This window comes from Microcella sp., from assembly GCF_033763155.1.
In the GTDB taxonomy this organism is placed as follows: domain Bacteria; phylum Actinomycetota; class Actinomycetes; order Actinomycetales; family Microbacteriaceae; genus Microcella.
Genome location: NZ_JANRKZ010000153.1, coordinates 1 through 12,380 on the forward strand (window position 1 = coordinate 1; position 12,380 = coordinate 12,380).

A 12,380-nucleotide genomic window follows, 5' to 3' on the forward strand; every position below is an offset into this window, starting at 1 on the left:
CAGCATCTGCCGGGAAATCATGAAACTCGGCACGCCTGCTGGCTTGCAGATGCTCCTCGAAGTGGGGGCCTTCAGCGGGTCCAGCACGCTGGTGTCAAGGCTTGGCGCCGTGGATCTCGCCGTGCACCAGATCGTGCTCCAAGCGGCGAGCTTTAGTTTCATGAAACCGATCATCCCCTCGGTCGCCCACGTACCCTTCTCGAGAGTTCGGGTATGGGGCGGGTCACTGTCACGCACTGTGGAGTTGTGTCGGTTTCGTCGGCAATCGACGAGACCACGTTCAGACGCCATTCGCGGCGTAGCCCTACAGTATACGTCACCCCCGACCGCGCCGACTGGAGACCTCATGACTGACCTCGTTCTCACCGTGCAGGGCTCGGCCCGCGCCGAACTCGCCCCCGAACGTGCGACGGTTCGCTTCACGATTGCGTCCGATGGGCCCGACCGCGCCCCGGTCGTCACCGCCGTCACTGCGGCACTCACCGCCGTCACCGACGAGCTGGGGACCCGCGCCACGAGTGGCACGCTCGAGTCGTGGTCGGTCGACCAATTGTCGGTGGGTGCGCAGCGCCCGTGGACAAACGACGGCACTCAAGCGCCCCTCGTTCACCGCGCAAGCGCCACAGGTCGCGTTGTGCTCGACAGCCCCGAGGGAGCCGCCGGTCTCGTCGACGCCCTCGCCGCACACACACTCGTCTCTATCGACGCGGTCGAGTGGACGCTCACCGACGCGTCGCTCAGCTCCGCTTATGCCGAGGTTCGCGAACGCAGCGTCGCCGATGCGGTCGCGAAAGCCACGGTGCTCGCGACCGCCGCGGGCCGCTCGGCGGTCACCGCGGTAGCGCTCGCCGACCCCGGCATGCTCGACGGATCGTCGCCGGGCCACAGCCCTCAGCCCCGGTTCGAAAAGTCCATGGCCATGGCGATGGATGCGGGCGGAGTCGGTGGCTTCTCGCTACGCCCCCAGCCGATCATCATCGAGGTCGACGTCGACGCGCGCTTCACTGCTCGCTAACGAGTTATCTCGTGCGGCGTTATGCGCCGGGCAGGTAAACGAGTGCGCTATTCGCCCATCCGATTGCGGGTGCGCATCGCGCGATCGGCCTCGCGCTTGTCTTGACGCTCACGCAAGGCGTGCCGCTTGTCGTATTCCTTCTTGCCCTTCGCCACGGCGAGCTCGACTTTCGCGCGGCCGTCGAGAAAGTAGATGCGCAAAGGAACGAGCGTGTAGCCGCCCTCTTTGACCTTTTGGCTGATCTTGATGATCTCGCGCTTGTGCAGCAGCATCTTGCGCTTGCGGCGAGGCGGGTGGTTGGTCCACGTGCCTTGCGAGTATTCGGGAATGTGCACGGCGTCGAGCCACGCCTCGCCCCGGTCGATAAAGCCGTAGCCGTCAACGAGGCTCGCGCGACCCATGCGCAATGACTTCACCTCGGTGCCACTCAGCACGAGGCCTGCCTCATAGGTGTCTTCGATCGAGTAGTCGTGCCGCGCCTTGCGGTTGGTCGCGACGACCTTCTCGCCCTGTTCTTTCGGCACGGTTCACCTCCTGCGATGGCCGACGGATGCTGCGCACTCCCCGCGCGCAGCCCTCCAGCATACCCGCCGCACGATTGGCGGCCGTCAGTCGGCCGGCAGAACCACTTTCCACGTGCCGAACAGCGAGAGCCGAGCCGACCGCGCCACGGCTACCGAAGCGAGGTTCTCGACCTGACAGCGATACTGCGGCTCGTAGCCCCGCCGAAGCGCCTCGGCACTGAGCGCCCGCACAGTTGCGGCGGCGTAGCCACGACCGCGGTGGTCCGGAAGCGTGAGAACCCCGGTGTCGGCCAGCATGCTGTCATCCCAGGGGTACATGCTTGCCGCGCTCACGAGAGAGTCGTCCAGGAAACGGCCGAAGACGAGCCAGTGCTCGAGCTCGACAAAGGCTTCATCAACGTCGTCGTCGGGCGCCGCGTCGATGAAGTGGTCGAAGGCGACGCGATCGTCGAGCGTCAGAGCGCGAACCCCGTGACGAGGGGTTTCGGCGACGAGTGCTCGAGCTTCGGCGACCGAAAAGTGAAAAATGTCATCGGGGTCGTTGAGGGTGACACCGGCTCGCTCGAGCGCCGACGCAATGTGGTCGGGCTCGTGTTCGTCACCGTGGGCGAGACCCATGTCGTGTGCGCGATCGGGCGAGACCGCCAGAATCTGCGGGCCGTCGGTGACCGACAGCACAGATGCCGACCTCGCCTCGGAGAGAGTCGGGTCGACAACCACGTGCACACGGTGGGGCCGGGCTGACGGCGCGACACCGCGCATCCAGAAATCGATGACCGCAGGCGAGAACTCGCCGAACTCAGCCACGGCTGCCTCAGACGCGCAAGTAGCGCGTGATCGCGACGTTGGCAGACAGCGCCGCGAGTAGAGCTCCCGCCGCGATCAGAATGGGGACGACGAGAAGCGCATCAGAGAGCCCGACGAATGACGTCAGGGGCAGCGTTTCGGCCAGATAACCCTGCACGAAGAACTGCACGATGCCGACGACAGCGAGCCCGGCGAGCACCGAGCCTATGAGGGCGGCGACGACGCCCTCGATGATGAAGGGTGTCTGGATAAAGCGGTTGGATGCGCCGACCAGCCGCATGATCCCGATTTCGCGGCGGCGCGAGAACGCGCTCAGCCGGATGGTCGTGGCAATGAGCAAGGCCGCCGCGACGAGCATGAGCGCGGCGATGCCGATGGCCGTGAAGCTCGCGGCGTTGAGAATGTCGAAGATCTGCTCAAGGTATGTGCGCTGGTCGACAATGCTCTCGACGCCCGCGAGCCCGCCGAGGGCATCCGCCAAGATGGCGCTTTGGGTCGGGTCGACGAGATTGACCCAGAACGCCTCGGGCAACAGTTCGGGGGTGATGAGGTCGGCGACAGCATCGCCCGCAAACTGCTCTTGAAAGCGCTCGTAGGCCTCTTGCTGGGTTTCGAAGTAGAACGTGTCGATGAACGGTGCGAGGGTCTCGCCCTCGAGCTGCGCTTGCACGAGCGCTACTTGCTCGGGGGTCGCGACTTGCTGGTCACAGCCGCCAACCGTGGAGAACTCAGTGCACATGTACACGGCAACCTGGGCGCGGTCGAACCAGTACGACTTCATCTGGTTGATCTGCATCTGCACCAGAATCGCGGCGCCCACGAAGGTGAGCGAGATGAACGTGACGAGCACGACCGAGATGACCATGCTGAGGTTTCGACGAAGCCCCTGGCCCACCTCGCTCATGACGAGCCCGAGCCTCATGAGCGACCTCCGAGCCCGTAATTCGGGGCCGGCGCGGCCGACTGGCTCGGCGGCGCAGGGGCCGCCGACGGCGCGGCGCTCATGCCAAAGCCCTGCGTCGCGATGGGGGTCGCCTGGGTCTTGTAGCCGCCGCCGCGTTCGTCGCGCACGATGCGGCCGCCAATGACCTCGATCACACGGCGCTGCAGGCGGTCGACGATTCCGGCGTCGTGGGTTGCCATGATGACGGTCGTGCCGTTGGCGTTGATGCGCTCGAGCAGGGCCATGATGCCGGCGCTGGTCTCGGGGTCGAGGTTTCCGGTGGGCTCATCGGCGAGCATGATGGCCGGCTTGTTGACCACGGCGCGGGCGATCGCCACACGCTGTTGTTCACCGCCCGAGAGCTCGTGCGGAAAGCGCTGCGCTTTTCCGTCGAGGCCGACGGTTTGCAGGGCATCCGGAACCGCTTCGTGAATGAAGCCCTTGCTCTTGCCGATGACCTGCAGCGTGAAGGCGACGTTGTCGAACACGGTCTTGTTGGGCAAGAGCCGGAAGTCTTGAAAGACCACGCCGAGATTGCGGCGAAAGTAGGGCACCTTGCGGCTCGAGATGTGACCGAGGTCTTGCCCGAGCACGTGGATCGACCCGCTCGATGGCTTCTCCTCTTTCAGCACGAGCCGCAAGAACGTTGACTTGCCCGAGCCCGAAGCTCCAACGAGAAACACGAACTCGCCGCTGAGAATCTCGAGGCTGACGCTGTTGAGCGCCGGCCGCGCAGTTCCGCGGTAGACCTTGGTGACCTCGTCGAATCGAATCATCGCCCGCCAGCGTAGCCGCGCGCACGGCGGGGCCCGGGTGCGACACCCGCGAGGGCTCGGTTCTCAGGGCCTGCTTAGGCGGAATCCGCTTCCGGCTCGGTGAGCCCAATGACCGTGCCTTCGAGGTCACGGAACGACGCGTAGCGACCCCAGCCGGCGACCGCCTCGATCTCGGCGGCAACCTCGGCCCCCGCATCCACGGCCCGAGCGAGCGTCGCGTCGAGGTCATCGACCGTGATGTAGAGCCGGATTCCCTCGCCACTCGGCTGGTAGTCGTCACCCTCGGTCAGCGCAAGTGCCGCGGCATTCGGGTCGTCGTTAGGCAGAAAAACCATGCGCTGGCCGTCGATCTCAGAGATCTCAAGCTCGACCTCGAACACACGCGCGTAGAAGGCCATCGACTTCTCGAGGGTGCGAGACGGAATCTCAACGATGTTGATGCTCACCATGGCGAGCACTCTACGGGTGAAGCGCCCGAGCGTCGAGACCGGTCGGCGAAGCCGGCCGGGCGCCCGGCAAGGGGCGCGGTGCCCCGCCCTAGTCGACCGGGCGCTGTTTGCGCCACTTGATGCCCGCGGCAATGAACCCGTCGAGATCACCATCGAACACGGCCGAAGGGTTGTTGACCTCGTACTCGGTGCGCAGGTCTTTCACCATTTGGTACGGCGCGAGAACGTACGAGCGCATCTGGTCGCCCCAACTCGCCGTGATCGTGCCCGCGAGCTCTTTCTTGGTCGCGGCCTCTTGCTCTTTTTGCATGATGAGCAAGCGCGACTGCAGCACGCGCATCGCGGCAGCGCGGTTTTGAATCTGGCTCTTCTCGTTTTGCATCGACACGACAAGCCCGGTGGGCAAGTGGGTGATGCGCACGGCCGAGTCGGTCGTGTTGACCGACTGCCCTCCAGGGCCCGACGAGCGAAAGACATCCACACGGATGTCCGACTCCGGCACATCGATCTCGGCACTCTCTTCGAGCAGCGGAATAACTTCGACAGCGGCAAAGCTCGTCTGCCGCTTACCCGCGGCGCCGAACGGCGACATGCGCACGAGACGGTGGGTTCCCGCCTCGACACTCAGGGTGCCGAAGGCGTGGGGCGCATCCACTTCAAACGTCGCGCTCTTGATGCCCGCCTCTTCGGCGTACGAGATATCCATGACGGTCGTGGCGTACTTGTGCTGCTCGGCCCAGCGGAGGTACATGCGCAGCAGCATGTCGGCGAAGTCTGCGGCGTCAACGCCGCCCGCACCGGCGCGAATCGTGACGACCGCGGGTCGCGCGTCATACTCACCATCGAGGAGCGTCTGCACTTCCATCTCGGCGAGCGCCTTCTCAATACCGTCGAGCTCGCTCGCGGCTTCGGCTGCGGCGTCGGCGTCATCGGCCTCGCGCGCCATCTCGATGAGCACGTCGAGATCGTCGAGTCGGGCTTGCAACTCGGTGATGCGCTTGAGTTCGCTTTGGCGGTGGCTCAGGGCGCTCGTGACCTTTTGCGCGTTCGCCGTGTCATCCCACAGATCGGGAGCGCCCGCTTGCTCGCTGAGCGTGGCAATGTCGGCCTCGAGGCGCTCGACGTCAACAACGGCGCGAATGTCGGCGAAGGTGCTGCGGGCGGCGGCGATGCGCTCGGCGAAGTCCAGATCGATCATGTCGGTGCCAGCCTACCGGCGAGGCGTAGCCTGAGCAGCGAGATGACTGAGCCCTCCCTCGAGTTCCGCTGGCGCTCGATTGTGACGCCCGCTCTCTTGCCGACACTGCTGTTTACGATCGGCGAGGGTGCGATCATCCCTCTCATCCCCTCGCTCGCTGCGCAGGTCGGCGCTGATCTGGCGGTCGCGGGTCTCGTGGCCGCCCTTCTCCTGGTCGGCCAACTGCTCGGCGACTTGCCCGCGGGCTGGATCGTCGCACGCGTCGGCGAGCGCGCCTCGATGCTCGGTGCCCTGGGTGCCGCGGGCGTGGGAATCGCCATCGCTGCGCTTGCGCCCACGGTGGTCGTGCTGGGCCTCGGCATGCTCGTGCTCGGTGCGTCGACTGCAGTTTTCGCCCTCGCGCGCCACGCGCTACTGACCACGGCTGTTCCGGCGGCCTATCGAGCTCGGGCGCTCTCGACGCTCGGCGGGGTGTTTCGGCTCGGGCTCATGATCGGGCCCTTCTTTGGCGCTCTCATCATTACCGTGACGGGTGAGACGGGTGCGGTCTACTGGCTCGCGATCGGGGCCCTCGTCGGAGTCGCCGCGAGCCTCATCGTGTTGCCTGACCCCGAGAGCTTACTCGTGCGTGACCGCGCCATCGAGCGGGCACCCGTCAGCCCTCTCGACGTGCTGCGAACGATTGGCGCTCGACGCGACGTGCTCGCTCGCCTGGGGCTGGCCGCCCTCACGGTGTCGGCACTGCGGGCCAGCCGCCAGGTGTTGCTGCCCCTCTGGGCGGTGAGCATCGGGCTCGGTGATGCGCAGACCGCGGCCATCATCGGCGCGACGGCGGCCGTCGACTTCACGCTGTTCTACCTCGGCGGCTGGCTCATGGATCGCTTCGGTCGCCTCTATACCGCCGTGCCGTCGACGCTGGGCCTCGGCCTCGGCTTCATCGTGCTCGCTCTCTCGGCCGACGCCGAAAACCCCGTGGCGTGGTTCATCGGCGTGGCGATCGGGCTCGCTCTCGCCAACGGTATTGGCGCGGGCATTCTCATGACGATGGGCAGCGACCTCGCTGGCCGCACCGACCCCGCCTTGTTTCTTGGCGCGTGGCGCTTGATTCTGGATGCCGGCGGCGCCGGGGCTCCCCTGCTGCTCGCCGCGCTGACGGCATCGTTGTCACTCGCCGTGGGCGCGGGCGTGCTCGGAGTCCTCGGGCTCGTCGGCGCCGGCATGCTCGCGTGGATGATCCCTCGCCACTTGCCCCGCGACCGCTAGGCACCCGCGGTTCGGCATCGGTCGCATTACAGTTGCGCGCATGGTCACGGTGCCCCCGCTGCTCGCTCAATGGGCGCCGAACGTCTCGCTGCATCCGCTGAATCCTCCCGTGCGACCCTGGTGGTCACGCTTCAACCCCTCGATTGTGCAGCTCAACGGATCGACGATCGTCGGTGTGCGCAGCGCCAACTATCGGTTGACGGATGCGGGGCGCTACGAGATGGATGATGCGGTCATCCGTTCGGAGACTGTTCTGGTCGACTGGCGTGACGGCCTGGCGAGTCCGCCACGTCCGCTGGTGATCGACACTGATCGCGAGCCGTCATCGTTTCCGGTGCAGGGGTGGGAAGACGTGCGCCTCTTTGCCCACGAGGGCCGCCTGCACGGCCTGGCCACCGTTCGCGATGTGGACGCGTCGGGCGTGTGCCGCATCGCGCTGCTGGTGCCCGGCGATGCCCATCACCTGCGGGAGGTTCTCGTTGAGAGCCCCGACCCCGAGCGGCACGAGAAAAACTGGGCGCCGTGGCCGGGCACCGATGGAATTCGGGCGGTCTATTCGTGGGACCCGCTGCGGGTCATCACGATCGACTCACGCTCTGGTCGGTCAACGCTCGACAGCCGCGGAGCGACGGGCCTCGGCCCCGGCACGCGAGGCGGCTCGGGCGCCATTGAGCTCGACGACGGTGGTTCACTGTTCGTCGTGCATGAAAGTCATCACTTGCCGTCGGGCCGTGCGTATCTGCATCGGTTTGTGTCGCTCAGCGCTGACGGTGCTCTCGTCAGCGCGTCACCGCGCCTGCGGCTCATGGGTTTCGGAGTCGAATTCGTCGCGGGGGCGGCGCGCCACGGCGACGAGTTGCTCGTCACCTTCGGTGTCGGTGACCGAGAAGCATGGCTCGCGCAGGTTCCCCTTCAGGCCGTGCTCGACCGACTTCGCCCGTTTTCGCCTCATTCGGTGGTGACGACATGACCTCCGGGGGCATACGACTGGCCATGATCGTGCGTAACGAAGAGGCCATCATCGAGCGGCTGATCGCATCGGCGCTGCCGCACATCGACTCGTGGCGCATCATCGACACGGGCTCGACCGACGCGACCGTCGCGCGCATCGAAGCAGCGCTTGCCGGCGTGCCGGGCGAGCTTCGCGTGAGCGAGTGGGTCGACTTCGGCCACAACCGTTCTGAACTCGTCTCGTGGGCAACTGCGGGCGCCGATTGGCTCATGTTGCTTGACGCAGACATGACGATCGACGCTGATGCCGACCTTGTCCATCAGCTCGCCTCGCTCACCGCAGACGCGGCACTCGTGCCCGTCAACGGCGGCGTCGCATATCGCATGCCCTACCTCGTGCGCGGCAACAGACCGTGGCACTATGCGGGTCGCACGCACGAGCACCTGACGAGCACCGAGCCTTATGCCACCACCTGGTTCGACGGACTGCGCATCACCCACATTGCCGACGGCTCGTCTCACCAGGTCAAGCTCGAACGCGATATCCAGTTGCTGGGCCTCGATCTGCTCGAGCATCCCGATTCGACCCGAACGGTCTTCTACCTCGCGCAGACCTATCGCGACGCCGGCGAGCACGAGCTTGCCCTGGAGCACTACCGCCGACGTGCCGGCATGGGCGGCTGGGATGAAGAAGTCTTCTGGTCGCTCTACCAGGCCGCCGTCATCGAAGAGAAGATCGGGTCGCCGACAGCGGGCGATGCACTGATCCGGGCGTGGGATGCCCGCCCCGAGCGCGCCGAACCCCTTTACCGCCTCGCCCGTCGCCACCGCTTACTCGGCCAGCACCATGCCGCATGGCTCTATGCGAGTGCTGCGGCGGCCGTCGAGCAACCCGCCGACTCGCTCTTCGTTGAGGCCGACGTCTACCGCTGGGGTTCGGCCTTCGAGCGGGCGGACGCGGCGTGGCGACTCGGGCACCGCGAGCTCGCGCACGCCGAGGCCGAGCGGCTATTGGCGCTCGCGGGCATTCCCGACGATCACCGCGAGCATCTAGAACTCATCCGCACCGCAACAGAGCAGTGACGTCGACGACTACTCAACGGCGACCCCCACCACTAGGCTTACCGCACCCGAACAACTGAGAGGCCCGCCCATGGCTACCCGACGCGACGTCTTGTTGGTGCTTGGCACTGCCGCGGCCACCGCCGCCCTCACGACGGGTGTGAACATTCTGCTTCCCGGTCCCGTTGGGCCGGCCGGTGCCCCCGGAGCCGATGGGCGCGACGGCACCAATGGCCGCGACGGCGCAACAGGGGCGACCGGTGCCAACGGCGCCAATGGTGCGGATGGCGCCGACGGAGCCAACGGCGCCGCCGGACCAACGGGGGCCTCGGGCAGCCCTGGAGCGACCGGCCCCACGGGCTCAAACACCGGCGTCACAGGGCCAACCGGTCCCGCTGGGCCGACGGGGCCCGTCGGTGATACAGGCTCAGTCGGACCTACAGGGGTTATGGGCCCCACGGGGCCCGGCGCGGTGTCGGGCGCTACCGGCCCGACGGGCGAGATCGGAGCGACAGGCCCGACCGGAGCGACGGGTGCGACCGGCGAAGTCGGACCGACCGGGCCGACAGGCGCGAGCGGGCCCATCATTTAAGTCACGGCGAGCGGCCCTGGTCGGCTCCGCTCTGAACGCCGCCGCTAGGCGCTTGCGGTCGGCAAACCCTGGAACGCGCTCGAGGCGAGGTCTTTCTCGTCGGCGCGCACAGCATCCAGAATGCGCGTGACGACCGCGGCCGGCGCATAGCCGACGGGGAACGCGGGGCGTTCGCCCGCCAGCGGGTGCTTCGAGAGCTCGGTCTCGGTGTGACCGGGGCGCGCATCGAGCACGCGGATGCCCGAGCGGCGTAGCTCGCGCGCCGCCACCTGGTGCGCCGCCGCCTGGGCAGCCTTGACCGCGCTATAGGCACCGATTCCGGCCGTGGGGGTTTCGGCGACCACGCCGCTGATCGAGACGACGAAGGGTGAGCCGCCGGTGGTTGCGCTCTGGGCGAGCGCCGGGGTGGCCGCACGCAACACCCTCATCGGTGCGAGAACGTTGATGGCCCACAGCGCTTCGAGTGTCTCGTCGCTCGTGTCGACAAGGGGGCCGAAGGCGACCGCCCCTGATGCGACGATCACGCCGTCGACGCGACCATGGGCCGTGATCGCCGCGGCGACGACCTTCTCGGCCTGCCCCGGCTCGGTGAGGTCGGCGGGAATGAGTGCGGCACCCGCAATGTCGAGGTCATCGAGCGCGAGCATCGAGCGCCCCGTAAGCGTCAGCCGCGCGCCCGCCGTCGCGAGTTGGTGAGCGAACTCACGGCCGAGACCGCCCGTCGCGCCGAGGACGATGATGGATGCACCCGCAAGCTCAGTCATGCCCCCACGCTACGTCGGCACTCTGGGAACACGCAGAGCGCACCCAGCGAACATGCCGCTGACCCTTAGGTGATGGAGTGGCTCAACCCCGCTTCGCGTAGCTCAGGGCTTGCTGCGCAAAGGCCGCGCCCACCTCATGCGCCTGCTCGCGATAGCGCCGCCAGTTCTCGTGGCTCAAGCGCTCGTGCTCCTCGGGGTCAACGCCTTCGCGCTCATAGACGCGGCGACCGCCCGCGATCCACGCGAGCTGCGTCGCAAGCCCCACCTCGAGGTGAAACTGCAGGCCCCAGGCTGCGTCGCCGAGGCGGTAGGCCTCGATGATGCCGTTGGTTTCGGCGAGCAGCACCGCACCCTCGGGCAGCTCGTGGCTGTCGAAGTGGTAGTGGTACACGTCGACCTCGCCGTCGTCGCTCGAGCGCGCGAGGGCGCCGACGACGGGGTCGGCGGCGGCATCGTCGGTGAGGCGCACACTCGTCCACCCGAGCTCGGGCACGGGTGAGGGCTTGAACGGCGCTCCGGCCGCGGCGGCAAGCAACTGCGAGCCGAAGCAGAGACCCAGAGTGGGCATCCCGAGCTCAAGGGCTCGTTCGAGCAGTCGCTTCTCGTGGGTCATCCAGGGGTGCTTGGCCTCGTCGGTCACGCCGGCGTAGGCGCCGAGCGAGATGATTCCGCTGAAGCGTTCGAGAGCATCCACCGTGGGGGCGCCATCGGGGTCACGCTCGACGTCCCACGTGACGATGCGCAGGCCGGCTTCGGCTAGCGGCACGGCAAGCTCGTTGAGGTTGTCGTCGACGTCGTGCAGAACAACGAGCACCTCGGGCCGCGCGCTCACGATGCCGCCTCTTGCATCGCGCGAATGTACTCGCGAATCGTCGGCACGCCTTCGAGCTTGTCGCGGAAGAAAGTGTTGACGAGGTTGATGACGCGCGCTTGAGCTGCCTCGACTTCGGCCGTGCGTCGCTCTCCGGCTTCTTGATCTTCGAGCGTGCGGCGCAAGCCCAAGAGCGCACTGACGATTTCGGCCTCTTCGTCGCCGTCGAGCATCTGGATGACCTGCAGCATGAGTGCGTCAGCCTGGTCGCGTACGGCATCAATCGGGATGCTCGAGCCGGGCTGCGTCGCATTGTCGAGCGTCGAGATCAGCGACCACACCTGATACAAAATCGTCGCTGGCTCGTCGAAGAGTTCGCGAACGTAGGCCGCGTCGAGATGGCGACCCGAGAGCCGGAAGATGTTGTACATGCGCTTAGCGGCTTTGCCGTAGTTGACCTGCTTGGTGAGGTACTTGCGCACTTCGTCTTCGAGTCGCTCGACATACTCGTCGAGCGCGTCATCGCTCACGTGCTGCACGACCTTCGTGAACGTCGGCAGATCGTCGGCCTCGAGGTAGACCTCTTGAAAGTAGGCGTCGAGGTAGCCATCGAGGGCCACGATGTCGCCCTCGGGTGACTCCCACGTGACGTCGATGACGTTGCTCGCATTCGACAGCGACTTGCGGGCGGGGTCGGTCACGACCCAGTCGAGCTTGCACCAGCCCGGATCGAGCGCGGCTTCGTGCCACGTGATCGTCTGCACGGTGCCATCGGCGAGCGTCAACTCGATGCGCTCGGCCTCGATCTCGGCGGGCGTCCACGTGATGGGGCTGCCGTGCTTGCGTGCCACGCCGTTGTGCACACCATCGGCGGGGTAACTGCCGAGCTTGCCTTCGAGAAACTGAAAGGCGTCACCCGTGTACGTGCGCCGAGCAGCGGCACGCATGAGGTCGGCCATGATGCGGCACGCTTCTTCGCGCGTGGCTGCCTTGATGTTGAGCCGCTGAAAATAGTCACAGTCGCCCGGGAACGACTGAATCTTCGACTGCGCCGCCGACCCACTCAACGCCAGGGCGCTCTCAGCGATCTCCGGCGGCCCCGTGACCTCCACCACCTGACCGATGCGCCGAAAGCGCTCGAGATCGCGCGGCGCGAAGTCGAGCATGCTCACACGGTGACCGAAGGTTCCGCTCTCGTGCGAGACGATGTGGTCATCGCTCTCCG

General features: G+C 66.6%; 14 protein-coding genes. 5 read left to right on the forward strand and 9 right to left on the reverse strand.

The genetic code is table 11. The features are described 5' to 3' along the window. Positions 1-346: 346 nt before the first annotated feature. Positions 347-1,015, forward strand: coding sequence for an SIMPL domain-containing protein (locus tag SFU54_RS06325; protein WP_319015443.1), 669 nt, complete (start codon positions 347-349; stop codon positions 1,013-1,015). Between the two features lie 47 nt (positions 1,016-1,062). On the opposite strand, the gene smpB is transcribed toward SFU54_RS06325, so the two are convergent. From smpB to prfB, 6 genes are all read right to left on the reverse strand, one after another. Then, complete coding sequence (gene smpB, locus SFU54_RS06330) at positions 1,063-1,539, reverse strand: SsrA-binding protein SmpB (protein ID WP_319015444.1); 477 nt, start codon at positions 1,537-1,539, stop codon at positions 1,063-1,065. An 84-nt stretch (positions 1,540-1,623) separates the two neighbouring features. Then, positions 1,624-2,346, reverse strand: coding sequence for a GNAT family N-acetyltransferase (locus tag SFU54_RS06335; protein WP_319015445.1), 723 nt, complete (start codon positions 2,344-2,346; stop codon positions 1,624-1,626). Positions 2,347-2,353: 7 nt separating this feature from the next. After that, positions 2,354-3,268, reverse strand: a complete 915-nt coding sequence (gene ftsX / locus SFU54_RS06340; protein WP_319015446.1) for a permease-like cell division protein FtsX — start codon at positions 3,266-3,268, stop codon at positions 2,354-2,356. Then, a complete protein-coding gene (gene ftsE / locus SFU54_RS06345) occupies positions 3,265-4,065 on the reverse strand; it encodes a cell division ATP-binding protein FtsE (RefSeq protein WP_319015447.1) in 801 nt (266 codons plus the stop codon). The genes ftsX and ftsE overlap by 4 nt, the downstream gene beginning before the upstream one ends. Positions 4,066-4,139: 74 nt before the next feature. Then, positions 4,140-4,514, reverse strand: a complete 375-nt coding sequence (locus SFU54_RS06350) for a VOC family protein (RefSeq protein WP_319015448.1) — start codon at positions 4,512-4,514, stop codon at positions 4,140-4,142. An 88-nt stretch (positions 4,515-4,602) separates the two neighbouring features. Continuing rightward, positions 4,603-5,712 carry a peptide chain release factor 2 gene (gene prfB, locus SFU54_RS06355; protein WP_319015449.1) on the reverse strand — a complete coding sequence of 370 codons (1,110 nt, stop codon included), beginning with the start codon at positions 5,710-5,712 and terminating at the stop codon, positions 4,603-4,605. Between the two features lie 42 nt (positions 5,713-5,754). On the opposite strand from prfB, the gene SFU54_RS06360 reads away from it, so the two are divergent. From SFU54_RS06360 to SFU54_RS06375, 4 genes are all read left to right on the forward strand, one after another. Further along, the gene (locus SFU54_RS06360) at positions 5,755-6,975 is read left to right on the forward strand and encodes an MFS transporter (protein ID WP_319015450.1); all 1,221 of its coding nucleotides are present in this window, start codon (positions 5,755-5,757) and stop codon (positions 6,973-6,975) included. 40 nt (positions 6,976-7,015) lie between these two features. Beyond that, positions 7,016-7,945 (forward strand): hypothetical protein, encoded by a 930-nt coding sequence (locus SFU54_RS06365; protein ID WP_319015451.1) that lies wholly within the window; start codon positions 7,016-7,018, stop codon positions 7,943-7,945. A gap of 23 nt (positions 7,946-7,968) precedes the next feature. Continuing rightward, positions 7,969-9,009 carry a glycosyltransferase gene (locus SFU54_RS06370; protein WP_319015452.1) on the forward strand — a complete coding sequence of 347 codons (1,041 nt, stop codon included), beginning with the start codon at positions 7,969-7,971 and terminating at the stop codon, positions 9,007-9,009. Between the two features lie 70 nt (positions 9,010-9,079). Further along, on the forward strand, positions 9,080-9,580 hold the full coding sequence (locus SFU54_RS06375; RefSeq protein WP_319015453.1) for a hypothetical protein: 501 nt from the start codon (positions 9,080-9,082) through the stop codon (positions 9,578-9,580). Positions 9,581-9,624: 44 nt separating this feature from the next. Here the strand turns inward: SFU54_RS06375 and SFU54_RS06380 are convergent, their stop codons facing one another. The 3 genes from SFU54_RS06380 to SFU54_RS06390 all read right to left on the reverse strand — a co-directional run. Next, on the reverse strand, positions 9,625-10,344 hold the full coding sequence (locus tag SFU54_RS06380; protein ID WP_319015454.1) for an SDR family oxidoreductase: 720 nt from the start codon (positions 10,342-10,344) through the stop codon (positions 9,625-9,627). Positions 10,345-10,426: 82 nt separating this feature from the next. After that, positions 10,427-11,176, reverse strand: coding sequence for a type 1 glutamine amidotransferase (locus tag SFU54_RS06385; RefSeq protein ID WP_319015455.1), 750 nt, complete (start codon positions 11,174-11,176; stop codon positions 10,427-10,429). Continuing rightward, the coding region (locus SFU54_RS06390) for a hypothetical protein (RefSeq protein WP_319015456.1) at positions 11,173-12,380 on the reverse strand (1,208 nt) is incomplete at its 5' end. The genes SFU54_RS06390 and SFU54_RS06385, both read right to left, overlap by 4 nt.